This window comes from Vibrio natriegens NBRC 15636 = ATCC 14048 = DSM 759, from assembly GCF_035621455.1.
Classification (GTDB): Bacteria; Pseudomonadota; Gammaproteobacteria; order Enterobacterales; family Vibrionaceae; genus Vibrio; species Vibrio natriegens.
The window spans coordinates 1983572-2000433 of record NZ_CP141822.1 but is presented as its reverse complement, the minus strand read 5'-3'; the positions used below and the strand labels follow the sequence as shown (position 1 = coordinate 2000433).

Annotated in this window: 14 protein-coding genes; 2 read left to right on the top strand and 12 right to left on the bottom strand. The window is 45.1% G+C overall.

Annotation, left to right across the window (positions count from 1 at the left end):
- Positions 1–10 precede the first annotated feature (10 nt).
- On the bottom strand, positions 11–922 hold the full coding sequence (gene metR, locus VER99_RS09070) for an HTH-type transcriptional regulator MetR (RefSeq protein ID WP_014232423.1): 912 nt from the start codon (positions 920–922) through the stop codon (positions 11–13).
- 261 nt (positions 923–1183) lie between these two features.
- Between metR and metE the strand changes: the two genes are divergently transcribed.
- Positions 1184–3466 (top strand): 5-methyltetrahydropteroyltriglutamate--homocysteine S-methyltransferase, encoded by a 2283-nt coding sequence (gene metE / locus VER99_RS09065; protein ID WP_020335577.1) that lies wholly within the window; start codon positions 1184–1186, stop codon positions 3464–3466.
- A 118-nt stretch (positions 3467–3584) separates the two neighbouring features.
- On the opposite strand, the gene VER99_RS09060 is transcribed toward metE, so the two are convergent.
- The 7 genes from VER99_RS09060 to VER99_RS09030 all read right to left on the bottom strand — a co-directional run bounded on the left by VER99_RS09060 (position 3585) and on the right by VER99_RS09030 (position 10235).
- The gene (locus tag VER99_RS09060; protein WP_014232421.1) at positions 3585–3971 is read right to left on the bottom strand and encodes a GspS/AspS pilotin family protein; all 387 of its coding nucleotides are present in this window, start codon (positions 3969–3971) and stop codon (positions 3585–3587) included.
- 3 nt (positions 3972–3974) lie between these two features.
- Complete coding sequence (locus VER99_RS09055; protein WP_014232420.1) at positions 3975–4271, bottom strand: YciI family protein; 297 nt, start codon at positions 4269–4271, stop codon at positions 3975–3977.
- A 114-nt stretch (positions 4272–4385) separates the two neighbouring features.
- Entirely contained in the window at positions 4386–4781 is a 396-nt protein-coding gene (gene yciA, locus VER99_RS09050) for an acyl-CoA thioester hydrolase YciA (protein WP_014232419.1), read from the bottom strand.
- Between the two features lie 202 nt (positions 4782–4983).
- The gene (locus VER99_RS09045) at positions 4984–5547 is read right to left on the bottom strand and encodes a septation protein A (protein WP_014232418.1); all 564 of its coding nucleotides are present in this window, start codon (positions 5545–5547) and stop codon (positions 4984–4986) included.
- A 131-nt stretch (positions 5548–5678) separates the two neighbouring features.
- Positions 5679–5921 (bottom strand): hypothetical protein, encoded by a 243-nt coding sequence (locus VER99_RS09040; RefSeq protein WP_014232417.1) that lies wholly within the window; start codon positions 5919–5921, stop codon positions 5679–5681.
- Positions 5922–6010: 89 nt separating this feature from the next.
- The gene (gene luxN, locus VER99_RS09035) at positions 6011–8548 is read right to left on the bottom strand and encodes a quorum-sensing autoinducer 1 sensor kinase/phosphatase LuxN (RefSeq protein ID WP_020335576.1); all 2538 of its coding nucleotides are present in this window, start codon (positions 8546–8548) and stop codon (positions 6011–6013) included.
- 418 nt (positions 8549–8966) lie between these two features.
- A complete protein-coding gene (locus tag VER99_RS09030) occupies positions 8967–10235 on the bottom strand; it encodes a dicarboxylate/amino acid:cation symporter (RefSeq protein ID WP_014232414.1) in 1269 nt (422 codons plus the stop codon).
- Between the two features lie 542 nt (positions 10236–10777).
- Here VER99_RS09030 and VER99_RS09025 point away from each other — a divergent pair.
- The gene (locus VER99_RS09025; RefSeq protein WP_020335574.1) at positions 10778–12319 is read left to right on the top strand and encodes a long-chain-fatty-acid--CoA ligase; all 1542 of its coding nucleotides are present in this window, start codon (positions 10778–10780) and stop codon (positions 12317–12319) included.
- A gap of 98 nt (positions 12320–12417) precedes the next feature.
- On the opposite strand, the gene VER99_RS09020 is transcribed toward VER99_RS09025, so the two are convergent.
- The 4 genes from VER99_RS09020 to trpCF form a co-directional block, all read right to left on the bottom strand.
- Positions 12418–13110 carry a Crp/Fnr family transcriptional regulator gene (locus VER99_RS09020; RefSeq protein WP_014232412.1) on the bottom strand — a complete coding sequence of 231 codons (693 nt, stop codon included), beginning with the start codon at positions 13108–13110 and terminating at the stop codon, positions 12418–12420.
- Positions 13111–13383: 273 nt separating this feature from the next.
- Complete coding sequence (gene trpA / locus VER99_RS09015; RefSeq protein ID WP_014232411.1) at positions 13384–14190, bottom strand: tryptophan synthase subunit alpha; 807 nt, start codon at positions 14188–14190, stop codon at positions 13384–13386.
- Positions 14190–15380, bottom strand: a complete 1191-nt coding sequence (trpB, locus tag VER99_RS09010; RefSeq protein ID WP_020335573.1) for a tryptophan synthase subunit beta — start codon at positions 15378–15380, stop codon at positions 14190–14192. Before trpB ends, trpA begins: the two co-directional genes overlap by 1 nt.
- 40 nt (positions 15381–15420) lie before the next feature.
- Complete coding sequence (gene trpCF, locus VER99_RS09005; RefSeq protein ID WP_020335572.1) at positions 15421–16860, bottom strand: bifunctional indole-3-glycerol-phosphate synthase TrpC/phosphoribosylanthranilate isomerase TrpF; 1440 nt, start codon at positions 16858–16860, stop codon at positions 15421–15423.
- Positions 16861–16862: the final 2 nt, after the last annotated feature.

Genomic DNA, 16862 nt, shown 5'->3' with positions numbered 1-16862 from the left:
TCTCCCATTCTTAAGCCATCTTGATGCCATCGAGGTGGCTTTTACATTGTTGTCTTGCGGTTGCGAAAAACGCCTGTAAATAGCGTTTGTCTTTCTCTGAGTTTCGCACAGCAGCAAACAGGCGACGCCACAACCCATTGCCAAATGGCTTACTGGTAATTAATCCTTGTCGAGAAAACTCTGAAATGGCCCAGTTCGGCAGCGCGGCAACCCCTAATCCAGCCGAAACCATTTGCACTAACATCAATGTGTTGTCTGCTTGCTTCCACTTAGCTGGTTCCACACCAGCAGGTTGTAAAAAGTGTTTAACCACATCAAGTCGCTGTTTTTGAACCGGATAAGAGAGCATGGTTTGATCGGCAAGATCTTGAGGATCAATAATCGCTTTATCAGCCAGCGGGTGGCTGGTGGACGTGATTAGACGCATTTCAAAGTCAAACAAAGGCTCGTAGTGCACCTCTGAACGCGGCTGAATATCCGAAGTAATAACCAGATCCAGCTCTCCGGCGAGTAGGGCAGGTAAAGGCTCGAATCCAAAGCCTGAAGAAAAATCCAGCGTCACACTAGGCCACGCCAACTGGTATTCCTTAAGGGCAGGCATCAGCCATTGAAAACAAGAATGACATTCGATAGCCATGTGCAATCGGCCATTAACGTCTTCTTTCAAACTTGCCAGTTCATTCTCTGCTCTAGCGAGTTTCGGTAAAATATCTTCTGCAAGGCGCAATAGAATTTCACCTTCTGAAGTGAATTTCACCGGGCGGGTTTTCCTAAGAAATAACTGGCCACCAATGCGAGACTCCAGATCCTTAATTTGGTGCGAAAGAGCTGATTGAGTCAAATGCAACGCAGTTGCCGTGGCCGTCAGCGAGCCCGTATCTCGAAGCGAGGTAATAGTACGCAAGTGTTTTAGCTCTATCATGAATCTCTTTCATCCTTTAATGCTCACCATGAACTTAATTAACTTAACTGCAAAATATAGAAATGTAAACGTCTAGACGTCTATTAATTAAAGGTATTGTTGCGTTTTACGAGCGCATTATGAATTTTTTTAATAAACAAGTTGAATATTTAGACCTTGTCCAATTTTAGTCTGAGAGAGATAGTTTAGCCATCCAGACATCCTAACGGTTAAGCCAGAGATGTTCTGACCAAAATAAACTGAATAATAAGGACTAGGGAAATGGCGACAATCACACACATACTTGGCTACCCACGCATTGGTGAAAAACGTGAACTGAAATTTGCGCAGGAGAAATACTGGCGCGGAGAAATCGATCAAGCACAACTCCAGCAGGTTGGCGCACAGCTAAGAGCAAACAACTGGCAAGTACAAAGCGATGCGGGTTTGAGTTTTGCCACTGCCGGCGACTTTGCCTGGTATGATCACGTACTGACAACAACATTGTTACTGGGCCACGTACCAAAGCGTCATGCCGAGGGCACACCTAACCTTGATACTTTGTTCAAGGTTGGTCGAGGCCAGTCACATGCTGGTTGTGGCTGTGCAGGCGCAGCAGCCTCTGACATGACTAAGTGGTTCAATACCAACTACCACTACATTGTGCCGGAATTTAGCAAAGACGATACTTTTGAGGTGAGCTGGCCGCAGTTATTTGAAGAGGTGAGTGAAGCCGTCAACGCGGGACACAAGGTTAAGCCTGTTCTACTTGGTCCATTAAGTTACTTGTACTTGGGTAAAGAAGTTGAAGAAGGCTTTGACCGCCTGTCACTGTTACCAAGATTGCTGACCGCGTATCAAGCAATTTTGGCTAAATTGGCTGCTTTGGGTGTGGAATGGGTACAAATTGATGAGCCTATTCTGTCTCTTGAGCTGGAAAGTCAATGGGCGGATTCATTTAAACTGGCGTATCAAATCATCCGCAGTGATGTAAAAGTGCTGCTAACGACTTACTTTGACGCTGTTACCGATACACTGGACAAAATTGTCGACTTACCTGTTGATGGTTTGCACATTGACTTGTCGGCAGCGCCAGACCAGCTTGATGACGTTGTGGAAAAACTACCACAAGGTTGGGTGTTATCGGCTGGCGTTATCAATGGACGCAATGTTTGGAGAGCGGATCTAAGTGCGCAATTGGCGAGCTTACAACCAGTAAAAGAGAAGCTAGGCGATAAGCTGTGGGTTGCAAGCTCATGTTCATTACTGCACAGCCCGGTAGATCTAGAGCTTGAAACAGCGCTGAGTGAAGAAGTCAAAAGCTGGTTCGCCTTTGCGAAACAGAAAGTTACCGAGGTAGCCCTGCTAGGTAAAGCACTGGACGGCGATCAAAATGCGATTCTGGCATGCGACACCTACAGCCAGCCAATCAATGCGCGTAAAACGGCGACACACGTGAATAAACCTCAAGTGCAGGCTCGTATTAATCGCATCACCGCGGAGCTAACACAACGCAGTGCTCCTTATCCTGAGCGTGCGGCGCATCAGGCCGAAGTACTGGGTTTACCACTGTTGCCAACCACGACTATCGGCTCTTTCCCTCAAACCGGTGAAATTCGTGTTCAGCGCAGCGCGTATCGCTCTGGTCAACTTTCTGAGTCAGATTATGTTGCCGCACTTAAAGGGCATATTGCTGATGCGGTGAAACGTCAGGAAGCGCTGGATCTGGACGTGTTGGTGCACGGCGAAGCTGAGCGTAACGATATGGTTGAATACTTCGCAGAAAATCTGGCTGGTTTCCAAACAACCAAATTCGGTTGGGTTCAGAGTTACGGTTCTCGCTGCGTGAAGCCTGCTATTGTCGTTGCGGATATTGAGCGTGAAAAACCAATCACGGTTGAGTGGTCAACGTATGCACAATCCCTGACCAGCAAACAAATGAAAGGAATGCTGACTGGCCCTGTTACGATTCTGTGTTGGACATTCCCGCGTGAAGACATTACTCGTAAGGAGATCACCCAACAGTTGGCGCTGGCGCTGCGAGATGAAGTTTCTGATTTACAAAATGCAGGCATTAATATCATCCAGATTGACGAGCCTGCGATTCGTGAAGGGTTACCGCTTAAGAAGCGTGATCATAAAGCTTACCTGGAATGGGCTGTGGATGCGTTTAAGATTTCTGCAGGTAGTGCGAAGCCGGAGACACAGATTCATACTCATATGTGTTACAGCGAGTTCAATGAAATCATTGATTCAGTTGCGGCACTGGATGCAGATGTGATTACCATTGAGACGTCACGTTCAAATATGGAATTGCTAAAAGCGTTTGAAGAGTTTAATTATCCAAATGAAATCGGTCCTGGTGTTTATGATATTCACTCACCAAACATTCCAAGTGAAGAGTGGATTGAAGGTCTGATCAAGAAAGCGGCAGAAAAAATTCCCGTACAACGTTTATGGGTGAATCCAGATTGTGGTCTAAAAACACGAAACTGGGCAGAGACAGAGGCAGCGTTGGCTAACTTAGTCTCAGCAGCGAAAAAGCTACGTACTGAGCTAGCATAAACAGCAGTTAAAGAAAAAGCAGGGGTGAGACCCTGCTTTTTTGTATCTTTTAACCAGCCATTCAAATGCGATGCTTGGACGGTATCCAATACTCAGCTCGCTCGGCAAATTACTGTGATTAATTGCTACAGCGTTGCTCTGAAATCAGTTCATCCGCCATCAATTGACCGCGCGTATTACGCACTTTCACTCTATACATTAAACCCATATTGATATGATCTCGTATTTCTGGTTTGTGGCAGAATGTGTAGATACTCGAGTTAAGCATTTGTGCTAATGGTTTCGCTCCCATCGCGCCGTCGTTATAAATCATCATCATTTCAACGACATTCTTGTTAGAAGAAACCCGCATAATTTGCAGAGGTCCATATTCCATAGGTAGACCAGCAGAGAGAACACCGGCACGATTAGATGCCATCAGTTCCAGCTGACGCTCTTTATCCGCGGTAGACGTACAGCCTGCTAGCGCACCAAGCGCCAGAAACAAACACAGTAATTTTTTCATAAATTAAAACACTTTTTTGAACGGTTTGACGATCACGTTTTCGTAAACGCCCGCCGCCACGTAAGGGTCTTTATCTGCCCAGGCTTTTGCGTCTTCCAAAGAATCAAACTCTGCTATGACGGTGGAACCGGTAAATCCCGCTTCTCCTGGGTTGTCAGAATCAATCGCTGGCATTGGGCCTGCGGTAAGAAGTCGTCCTTCGTCCTGAAGTTGTTGCAAACGTTCCAGGTGTTGAGGGCGAACACTCATACGCTTTTCTAATGAATTCTCGATGTCCTGAGAAAAGATGACATACCACATAGCATAGTTCCTTAATTGGTAGGTTGAAGTCCTAATTTAACGACTTTTTGGTGACTCTCACAAGTTAACAATAGAAAATGTGAGAATTTTCCTTCTATTAGAACCGTTTCAAACCTATTTTGCGATAGGGCGAGGTTTACCTTCGCTGTCGATCGCGACGTAATTAAAGGTTGCATCACACACCATAAAGCGATCTTCAATGCCGTCTACTTTCACCGGTTTTACCCACACTTCAAGGTCGACACTCATTGAAGTGCGGCCGATGTTTTTACATACACCGTAACAACAGACGACATCACCTACGCTCACTGGTTTTCTAAACGTAATGCTCGAAACAGAAACGGTGACGACGCGTCCGGAAGAAATTTCTTTCGCCAAAATAGCACCAGCTAAGTCAAGCTGAGACATAATCCAGCCACCAAAGATATCGCCGTTCGCATTTGTATCAGCAGGCATTGCGAGGGTACGAAGCAGTAGTTGGCCTTTCGGAGAGTTAAATTCTTGGCTCATTGTGACATCCTAAATCATCGTCAGCGCTTAAATGGGACCAATCTCAGTAAGTAAAAGTTCCCAAGCATTTTAATCTGCCAGGATGTTCTGTTAGTTACTACGATGGATAACAAGCGCAAATATTAATTGGAACAGTAACAAAACAGCGACCCGAAGGTCGCTGTTAAAAATAATTTGCGCGGATTATAGCAAAGCTGAGCCGTTATTCATCAACCGAAACATCGGAGGAGCTATTTTTCTGCTCTTTTGGCATGTGTTTGTAGATGTAAAAACCTGTAGCGATCATATAACTGAATGTCGCTATCAGCAGACCAAACACTTTAAAGTTAACCCAGACATCGAGTGGCAGTTCGTAGGCAACATAAATGTTTAAGCCTGCGCAGAAAGAGAAGAAGCCGACCCAAGCCCAGTTGATGCGTGTCCAAATGTTTTCAGGAAGAGAGATCTCTTTTCCTAGCATCCCTTTTATTGCTGATTTGCCCATCGCGTGACTGACCGCAAGACCAATAGCAAATACCATGTAAACAATGGTCACTTTCCATTTGATGAAGTTGTCATCGTGGAGAAATATGGTCATGCCACCAAATACAGCCACCATCACGAAAGTGATTAACTGCATTTTTTCCACTTTTTTGTAAAGCGCAAACGTCAGGACGATTTGAATAGCCGTCGCGACGATGAGTGCTCCGGTCGCAACGTAAATGTCGTACATCTTATACAAGGCAAAGAAGACAATGAGTGGAATAAAATCAAGAATTTGCTTCATGTTGCAGAAAACTACCTGGTTATTGAGTTGTTCACAGTCTAGCGGAATCTGACGCAATGTGAATAGCTCGAGACAATTGGATACAAAAATTGCCGCGACAATGGCGGCAATCCTTGTCTCTAATTTATAGTTTAGGCGACATTCTGGTATTGGGGGATACGCGTTTTGACATCTTCTAAATAGCCTTCACACAAAAGGTTATCTACTGTGGCAGCGAGTTCGTCATTGGTCATGATGCCGCATGATGACTTGCCCGTCATTAGATTGAGGTATTGGTGATATTCATTTTCGGAATAGTGACCGATACGATCTAACAATAGTGCTTTAATACCATGATGAATCAAGCTGCGATATGTGTCTCTGCTGGGTAACATTGTCATCTCCCTTTAACATTTTTCTACCCGTGCCTAATGCTATGATTTAGGTAGCTCTACTTGTATAAGCATAAGCTATGCCAAGTAATTTAAAGTGAGTTTGACTCAGTGGGTTGGTTTTGAATGAGCCACGTCTGTATTACCTCTCGCAACGCATTTAAGGTTGTTGGCTTGTTCAAGCGACCATCCATGAGTTTAGAAATCTGTGCGAGCTCTAAATCTCCTGATTCCCCTGATAACGCGATGACCTTGACGGAAGGAGAGATTGCTTTAATACGTTGGCTGGCATCAAAACCATTCATAACCGGCATTTGCACATCCATCAGAACCAAATCTACTTTGTGAGATTGAATCATCTCTATTGCATTCGCGCCGTTATTTGCCTGCAAACATTGGACACCTAATTGTTTCAAGTACAGCTGAACTAATGTGCGTTGCACCTCTTTATCATCAACAATGAGCACTGTTGGTGCATGTTCGCCGACTTTTAACTCTTTCATTACATTAGACTTAGCTTCGTCTTTTGCACTGCTTCCATGTTCCGAGTTAACCCTAAACGTTTCTGCTTTTGGTGAGTTCGGTACGACAGGAAAGTAAAGATAGAACTCTGTGAACTCTCCCTTTACAGAGTGGCATTCTATTCGCCCGCCAAATGAACGCATTACTCGCTGACAATAACTTAGCCCCAGACCACTCCCGCCGCTTTTTTGGTAGGAAAAGAAGTCGTCAAAGATCTTATGCACAATGGTGTTATCGATGCCAGGCCCGGTATCACGAAAGATTAATACGTTCTCATACGGTCCAGTTTGAGTACTCATTTCAATTTGACTTGCAGGATAAGAGTCAAAGTAATAAACCGCATTGCGGATCAAGTTAAAAATAACGAAGTTAAACAGGGTTTCATTTAACATCACCACAAAATCATCTTGTTGAGGCAGTTTTACTCGATCGAGACTCTTTTCGTTCTCAAAACCATAGCGAGTGATCGCCTGATTCACCGCGTTGTGAATAGAAGTTGCTACTTGTGGCTCTTGTTCGGGCGATGTGTCGCTGACCTCTCTTAATATGATATCAATCAGTTGCCGACCACGCTGAATTGCCGCTTGCCCCTTATTGATGTCGCCTTTTAGTGTTTCTGGTGGAAACTGGGATTCAATATGTTGAGTCAAAACCTCAAATTGCAATTGTACTTGCGTAAGAGGGTTACGCATTTCATGAGCAATGGAGTGGGCGAGTGCTCGGCTTTGACGAACTTTTCTATCTGCCTCAATCGTGCTTTGCACACGAGTCAGCAGCGTTTGTAAGGCGGAAATCTCTTCGTTAGAAAATAGCTTCTGATTTCGCTTATGGGAAGAAATCAAAAGGTGAGAGACCGAGCGGCTATGGCCATAAATCGGCATGACCAGTGCCGTATCACTGGAACGCATTTTATTGTAGAGCTTTCTCAATGTACTGCTGTTGGCTGAGGTGTACTTTATCTCTTCAGACAGTTCATCAAGAAGCAGAACCGATTTATCAGAATGCAGATAGTCTTCATAGAACGTCTCAGAGCAGTGGCTGTTGACCAATTGCAGTTTGTCTTTGGGGATATCGAGCAGCACCCCAAGCTTTTCCATCGCATCATCAATGGAGCGCTTAAAGTCCTCTTCCAGAGCCAAAATTTGTTGCACCGGAGTTTGCTTTTTAAAATAGACAAAATAGGAGACCAAGCGGCTCACTCGACGATAGAGCCAATGCCAGGTAACACCAATCAGTGCACAGATCGGAATGGAAATAAGCCATTGGTTGCCTTCGGTTATTGGCATCAATACCGCGCCTAACGGCAATACAAAAATACCGCACACCAACAACGTGGTGACGGCGATGTAGGCGAGATATTTCGCACTATAGAAGCGAGAGGTGAGTAAAGCGTAGCCAAAAAATAGCATTTCACTGATGGAGAGTGCTGGTGGCAACCATGTCAGTGAAAAGTCGCCAAGAAAATAGGTCATGCCGAGATGGATGGCCGTAGTTGACAGCATGAATACCAAGATTCCTGCGATCATGTAGTTGCTTTTAGCCAGTGTCAGTTTGCTACTGTTGACTCGCATACGAGCAAGGTTGATGAGTGTAAGCGTAATCAGTATCAGGATGGAATTAAAGAAGTAGGCGGTCTGAGAGCCAAATTCAATCACAAACTCACTGGGTCCCTGTATAGAGACATTCTCTACCGTTAAATCCGGACGTAAATTTATAAAAAGTGAATACCCTGACAGCAGTACAAATATCAGTTGCTGCCATCTTTTTGTACCCCTGTTTTTTTGTTCGGCGAGTAGCTGACAGGAAAAGTAATAAGCAAAGGCAAAAGAGAAGAAGGACGCGAGATTAGCCAGTTTCGCCATGAAAACGCCGCCTTCTGAGCCAAAGTTTACCAATAGGTCAGTATGAAAATAGGCATTGCTGCCAATCCAGATAATGATGCAGGCAGAGTATGCGATGTAGGGCGCATGATGGGTGCCTAAAACGCGCTCGCTGCGACTTTTCAGGCGATAGCAATAGTACAGCTGCCACAAGAGAACAGCGGCTATAGTGACATATAATGTAATGGCTTTTGGATAGAGCAGACCTGCCAAACCAAAATCAAACATTCTGGTTCACCTGTTGAAAACATCTGTTTTGTGGTTCGCAATACTTGCCACTGAATTCTAACAAGAAAGTTTGAGATTTCTCGCGCCACGCTTTGATGAAAATACGGGCACAGCCTGTGAAGCCACGGCTAGGAAAACATAAGTTTACTAGCAGGTGGCAGAACGCCGTACGATGAATGATTTCATGTACAACTATTTGATTTTTTTGAATAGACCAATCTGTATTGGAGATCAGGTCTAAAGACAACTTTAGACTCATGAGACAACCTAGCACTGATATTTTATGTTTTATAGGTGCGTTATATCATGATAAATAATTTATGCTACCAGTTTCTGTTTGTATGGTTACCTAATGCAAAAGTTGGATAAAAAAAGCCGCTCAATTTGAGCGGCTTCTTAAAAGTTGAATTACGGAAAATTAAGCTTCTTGCTTACTCAGCTCAACTTCTTTATTTGCTTGTACTTCTTCTTCTACAAGTGCATCAACAATAACAGCACATGCTGCATCGCCCGTGATGTTCAGAGCAGTACGAATCATATCGAAGATACGGTCAAGAGCGAATAGTAGTGGCAGACCTTCAATTGGAATACCAGCCGCTAGTAGAACCGCAACAACCAAGAATGATGGACCCGGCACACCAGCCTGACCAACCGCACCAAGAGTAGAAGTTACGATGATCGCGATGTAAGCGCCCATGCCTAGGTCGATGTTAAATAGCTGAGCAAAGAAGATTGCTACCAAGCCGTAGTAAATTGCGTTACCAGACATGTTGATCGTTGCGCCAAGAGGCAGAACGAACGAAGCGGTAGAGTTTCTAACGCCTAGGTCTTTTTCACAAGTATCCATCGTTACTGGCAGTGTCGCCATTGAAGATGCTGTTGATAGTGCAACTGCTTGTGGTTTCTTCATTGAAGAGATGAATTTCTTCGCAGAGGTCTTAGTGAAGATATGAACCATCGCAGGGTAGACAACGAAGCCAAAAATTAGGATAGCGGCTGTGTATACAACGAACAGTTTGAATACAACCATCAGTGCGCCGAAACCAAATGTACCCACAGCTTCAGCCATCAGGCCGAATACACCGATAGGAGCAATGATCATCACCTTGTTGATCATCCAAACCATCGCGTCAACAATGCAGTTAACACCGTTGATGATAGGATCACGGCGTTCTTTAGTTTGTTGAGAAATCGCAATACCAAAGAACATACAGAAAACTAGGATCTGTAGGATGTTCGCATCATTCAGCGACTGGAAAACGTTGGTTGGGATCATACCAGTGATGGTAGCCCAGAAAGTTGGCAGCTCACCTTTAGAAGCGTATTCAGCTGAGAACATGCCTTCAACGCCAGAAACGTCGATGCCGATGCCCGGTTGGAATACTTCACCCATAAATAGAGCAAGTGCTACTGCAAGAGCAGATGTTAGACCAAAGTAACCTAGTGTTACTAAGCCAACTTTACCTGCAGACTGGCTATTTCCAAGACCAGCAGCACCAGAAATCAAAGCGACAGCAACCAATGGGATTACTAGCATTTTGATTAGGTTGATAAAGATAGCACCAAGTGGCGCGAAGACCGTAGCGTCGTGACCCATTAGAGCACCAGCGGCTGTACCCACGATCATTGCAATGACGACTTGCACGCCAATGTTGTTTAGCAAACTCTTTTCTTTTAACACTTCCATAACCTCTGTGCTAATAAAATGTAAAATCCTAAAATTACACACTGTTCACATATAAATAAACGGAGAATAATTTCGCCCTCGCTTTTTACACTTATCATTCACAATTGGCAATATGCTAAACAGGGTTATTGATGAAAAAATCGATATTTCATTGACGAATGCTAACTTTTTGCTCAAAAGCAAACGTTTGCTATTTGTTTATCAAATGCATTAATGGTTGTTACATTAATTTGGTTAATGAGGTTAGCGATTGAGGATGAAATATTTGTTAACAACTTGTTTCCTGTTTTTGGGTTGGGGGAGGGCGTATTTATTGCCTGATATTTATGACAATAATTAGGATGCAAGCTCACACTTTAGTGATTTCACGGTTATAAATGTTAAATATTTTACATTCTTGGGATGTTAAGTCTTGTAAATATAATGTTAACAAGTGGTGGGTTGAAGATGCAATAACCGTAAAAAGCCACTCTATCGTTAACTTTTTGTTGTTGAATCCTTAAGAACAACGTGAATGCCAATAATCTAGAGGTGGAGTCATTATGATGAATCTTGCTGCTGCGCTGCAGCGAAATGCTGCCAGTAAGCCTGATAAGACAGCGTTGATATGCGGTGACTTGGAAATTTCTTATTCTCAATTTGATGCGATCGCGGGCAAAATTGCGACGTCTTTGATCAATAGTGGTGTCAAACCGGGTGACCGAGTCGCGTTGTCGTGTCCTAATCTGCCTTTCTTTGCGTTTATTTATTTCGCTGTTCAGAAAGCGGGCGCCGTTGCCGTACCACTCAACGTGTTGTTGAAAGCGAGAGAAATCAAATATCACCTGGAAGACTCAAACGCTAAGTTTTTCTTCTGTTTTGAAGGTACACCAGAGTTACCAATGGCCAGAGAAGGTGTGAAAGCCTTCAAGGAAGTTGAAACCTGCGAAAACATGATTGTCATGACCCAGTCGCAGGCTGATTTAGAGTGGGGTGGTGTACCAACTCTTAACGCTTTCATTCGTGATGTTGAACCGCTGGCTGATTACGTGCCTCGTAATGCGGATGACACTTGTGTTGTATTGTATACCTCAGGTACGACGGGAATGCCGAAAGGTGCGGAACTAACGCAACAAAACATCGTGATGAACGCGATTGTTGGGCAGAACATCATGGCTGCTCAAGGTGATGATGTACACTTAGTGACCTTGCCTCTGTTCCACACATTTGGCCAAACCGTGCACTTGAACGCCAGTGTCTTGAGTGGTGCAACTTTGGTTCTTGTTCCTCGATTTGAACCTTCTCATGTTCTTGAATTGATCGAAAAACATAAAGTGACCATTTTTGCGGGCGTACCAACAATGTACATCGGTATGCTTCATGCGGATGCTGATTATGATATTTCGTCGCTGCGCGTGGCGGCAAGTGGTGGTTCATCGTTACCAACGGAAGTGTTCCGTGCGTTTGAAGAGAAGTTCAATGTGCCTATTCTGGAAGGCTACGGTTTATCTGAAACGAGTCCTATCGCCTGCTTTAACCATTTAGATCAAGAGCGAATTCCTGGTTCGGTTGGTCAACCTATCCAAGGTGTTGAGGTTAAGCTTGTCGACCTAGAGGGTAATCAAGTCCCTGTGGGTGAAGAGGGTGAAATCATCGTACGCGGTCACAATGTGATGAAAGGCTACTTGGGCCGCCCAGAAGTAACAGAGTCAGTACTGAAAAACGGTTGGTTCCACACGGGTGACGTTGGCCGTTTTGATGAAGCAGGTAACTTGTACATCGTGGATCGAATCAAAGATTTGATTATTCGTGGTGGCTTTAACGTTTACCCGCGTGAAATTGAAGAAGTGTTCATGACGCACCCTGCTGTTGCGATGGTCGCGGTGATTGGTATTCCTCATCAAGAGTACGGAGAGGAAATCAAAGCTTACGTAGTGCTTAAGCCTGATCAGGACATTGAAGCGGCCGACCTTCAGGCTTGGGGACGTGAACACTTAGCGGCATTTAAATACCCACGCTTTGTCGAGATTCGAGACCAGCTTCCGATGAGTGCAACGGGTAAGATTTTGAAACGTGAATTGAAATCTGAACTTAAAGTCGCTTAGACAAATGATGAAATGCAAGCCAGCTAGTGATTAGCTGGCTTTTTTTGTTTTCTGATACTTTTTATTTTCTGATACAGGGGATGATGCAGGGGCATGGGTTATTCAAGTTGTTTGAGATATTCTTCCATCTCCAGAGGATTGGGAATTGTGATGCTCCCGTAGCTCAGAGAGAGTATTCCCTCGCTTTCCATTTTTTTTAAGACTTTGTGTACGCTTTGTCTTGTCAGTCCCATCATATTTGCGATGTGTTCTCTTGTGACACGAACCATACATGGCTCTGCACTGATTGCCCGATTGGTTTGATAAGTCGCGAGTAAGAGCAACCGGCGACCAATACGCTCTTCAATGCCTCGTATTGCATCGTCTTCTATAACGGATATTGCCGACCACAGCCTTCGACTCATCAGATCCAGAATGACTGGGTAACTTTGCGGGTACTTAGCCAGCAACTGACGGAATTTATCCCCTTGTAGCTCCAGGAGTGTCACGTCGGAATGAGCCGTAGCTCCGAATATGCGCGGCATACCGGGTGAGAAAACATTGTCTCCGAACCAGCCGCCCGCATCAAAAATCATTAACGTGACTTCTTTGCCTTTTGTACTTATCGAGTTGACTCTTACTGCTCCTTTAGCAATCACCATCAGAGATGAATGCTTGTCTCCTTTGTTACAGATAAGCGCTTTTTCGTCGAAATGCCGGGTTCTTGCAATTTGTACCGCGTCATTGATGCCCTCTTCAGGTAATCCAGATAGTACGGGGCATTGAAGCAACAACTTTTTTAACTCTTCCATGTCGGTACCTTAATGCAGCACTGTTAACTGAGCTATTTTAACATTTTATAATTCGATGCACTCAGGGCGCTTGTCTCGGGAGAGGGTAATAATCTGAATTTGTGATGGGTCTCTATTTGAGTGCGCATCATTTATTTAGACAGTGGTTGGTTTGAGAAACGGTTGATATGAAAAGTAAGTGGCTTAAATAGAGAATCGAGTCGTTTATCCGCCAAACATAAAAACGCCCGCTTATAGTTATCAGCGGGCGTTTATTTACATCAAGAAGAGGGCTTATTTTTGAGTAGCGGCCTTCATTGCCGAAACAAACTCACCAAGCTTGTCCAGCATAATCTGTGGCTGCTCTGCGTGCGTCTCAATGATTTTAACCACGGCTGAACCAGAGATGGCGCCAGCGGCACCAGCCTCTATTGCTTGTTTCACTTGTTCTGGCTCAGAGATACCGAAGCCAAGTAACGCTGGTGGAGCATCGAATTGGTTTAGTCTTTCTAACAACTGTCCAACAGGCATATTTGCCTTCGTTTCTGTCCCTGTTACACCCGCTCGAGAAAGTAGGTAGGTATAACCGCCACTTAGCTCTGCCACTTGCTCCAGGGTTTCATCGCTGGCCGTTGGTGGCGCAATAAAGATCGGATGAATGCCGAACTTCTCAGCGGCTGCGACGAACTCTGCGCTTTCATTGGTTGGTACGTCGGCAATCAGAACAGAGTCGATACCGGCTTTGGCACAGTGTTCGTAAAAGTTTTCAATACCGCGAGAGTAAACCAAGTTCGCATACATCAATAGCCCGATTGGTAGATCTGGGTATTGGGCGCGAATCTTGCCTATTTGCTCAAAGCAGATACTTGGTGTTGCGCCAGACTCCAGTGCACGTTTATTTGCTCCCTGAATTGTCGGGCCATCTGCTAGTGGGTCAGAAAACGGAATGCCCAGCTCAAGTGCGTCAGCACCCGATTCAACAAGGGTTTCCATAATTTTGTATGATTGTTCTGCATTGGGATCACCTACCGTTACGAACGGTACAAACGCGCCTTGGTTCTTTTCGTTCAGGCGAGCAAACATCTTCTCATAACGACTCATTAGATCACTCCTTTTTCTTCTAGGATGGCGTTTACGGTGAAGATGTCTTTGTCACCACGACCGGATAAGTTGACGACTAAAAGCTGCTCTTTTTCTGGATTTTCGCGAGCCATACGCAACGCGTGTGCAAGTGCGTGAGACGATTCAAGTGCCGCAATGATACCTTCACTACGCGCAATTTCCTGGAAAGCATCCAAGGCTTCATCATCGGTTACATTGGCGTATTCCGCGCGGCCAATGGAATTCAAGTAAGCGTGCTGAGGCCCAACAGATGGAAAATCAAGACCAGCAGAAACGGAGTAGGACTCTTCGATCTGTCCGTTTTCATCTTGCATGATTGGCGCTTTCATACCGAAATAAATGCCTGTCTTACCGTGTTTCAGCGGCGCACCGTGTTGGTCGGTATCGATACCTTTACCTGCAGGTTCGACTCCAATAAGGCGAACACTTTCTTCTTCGATGAAATCAGCAAACATACCAATGGCGTTAGAGCCACCGCCAACACAAGCGATAACTGCATCTGGAAGACGTCCTTCACGAGCCAGAATCTGGTTCTTGGTTTCTTCACCAATCATACGCTGAAACTCGCGAACAATAGTTGGGAACGGGTGAGGGCCCGCTGCCGTACCTAGTAGGTAGTGCGCGTCTTCGTACGTTGCTGACCAGTCACGCAGTGCTTCATTACACGCATCTTTAAGTGTTGCCGAACCAGAATGTACCGGAATGACTTCAGCGCCCATGAGTTTCATGCGGAACACGTTCGGGCTTTGACGCTCAACGTCTTTCGCACCCATATAAACGCGACATTTCAGACCAAGTAGCGCACATGCTAGTGCTGTTGCGACACCGTGTTGACCCGCACCGGTTTCAGCGATGATTTCTGTTTTGCCCATGCGCTTAGCCAGTAGAGCCTGACCTAGCACCTGGTTAGTTTTGTGTGCGCCGCCGTGGAGTAAGTCTTCACGCTTTAGGTACAGTTTGGTCTTTGTACCTTTAGTTAAGTTGCGAGTAAGCGTTAGCGCCGTAGGGCGACCTGCATATTCCTGAAGAAGTGTCATGAATTCGCTACGGAACTCTGGATCTTCCTGTGCGTCAATAAATGCTTGCTCAAGTTGCTCCAATGCAGGAACGAGGATTTGCGGAACGTACTGACCGCCATATTCGCCAAAGTAGGCATTCAGTTTTGCCATCGTGATAGTCCTTCTCGTAATTTTCTTGCTACGAATAATTTTAGTAGTTGCGAATTGCGTTAAACGCGGCCTGCAACTTCTGTGCATCTTTTTTACCTGGCGCGCTTTCTACGCCAGAGTTTAAATCTAATCCCAAGCAACCTAATGACGCCGCTTGTTGAGCATTCTCAGGCGACAGTCCACCTGCTAACATGATTTGACTTGGGTCGCCGATAAGAGACCAGTCGAAAACTTGTCCGGTACCACCAGATTTATTCCCGACCTGCGCATCCAATAAATGGCGATCAACGTTTTCCGCAAGCAAAGTTGGCGCGCTCTCTTTGACGCCATACGCTTTCCAAATTTCAACGCCAGCAGGAAGTTCAGCTTTTAACTGGTTGACGTAGGTTTGATCTTCAGCGCCGTGCAGCTGAACCGCTTTTAAACCAAGCGATGTCACAATTGCGGCTACAAAATCAATCTCATGATTTTGGAACACGCCTACATATTTAAGTGGCGCGCCGCTCATGGTGAGTCGAGCCGTCTCTAAATCCACCGCTCGTTTAGACTGTTCAACAAAAATCAGTCCGCCAAATACCGCTCCCGCTTTATAAGCTTTTGCTGCATCGTCAGGGTGGGTCAAACCACAAACCTTATTTTCACCCAATGTGACTTTACGAACAGCGAGCTCCAGATTGTCTTCGGACATAAGCGAACTGCCAATCAGGAATCCGTCCGCGTAAGCCGCTAAATCTCGAACTTGTTGGTGTGTGTAAATGCCTGACTCTGAAATCACGGTTGCTTTTGGCGCGAGCTTTCGAATCAACGGTGCTAACTCTTTGGTACGGTTAAGGTCAGTACTTAAGTCGCGTAGGTTACGGTTGTTGATACCGATAACAAGTGCACCCAAATCAACCGCACGATGCAGCTCTTCTTCGTTGCTGACTTCTGTCAGAATACCCATGTTCAGGCTGTGAGCGACTTCAGCTAATGCTTTGTATTCTTCATCGTTAAGTACAGACAGCATCAATAAGATGGCGTCAGCCCCGTAGTGGCGCGCTAAGTAAACTTGGTAAGCGTCTACCATGAAATCTTTACAAAGTACGGGCTGAGTGACCTGACTGCGGACTTGTGGAATAAAGTCGAAGTTGCCCTGAAAGTACTTCTCGTCGGTTAAGACAGAAATGGCATCTGCATGATTGTTGTAAACTGATGCGATGTAATCCAGATCAAAGTCATCTCTTATGAGCCCTTTCGAAGGTGAGGCTTTTTTACACTCAGTAATAAAGACCGTCTTATCGCCGCTGAGCGCATCGTAGAAGCTACGATCTGAAAGTTCTAAATCGGATTGAAATGTACTCAAATGCTGAGAAGCTTTGCGCTCTGCGACCCACTGATATTTGTCGCGAACGATCTTAGCGAGAACTTCCGCCATTTCCGCTTCTTTTTTTGACACGTGCTCAGAAAGGTTATCAGCTTTTTGAGTGTTGAAATCCGTCATCT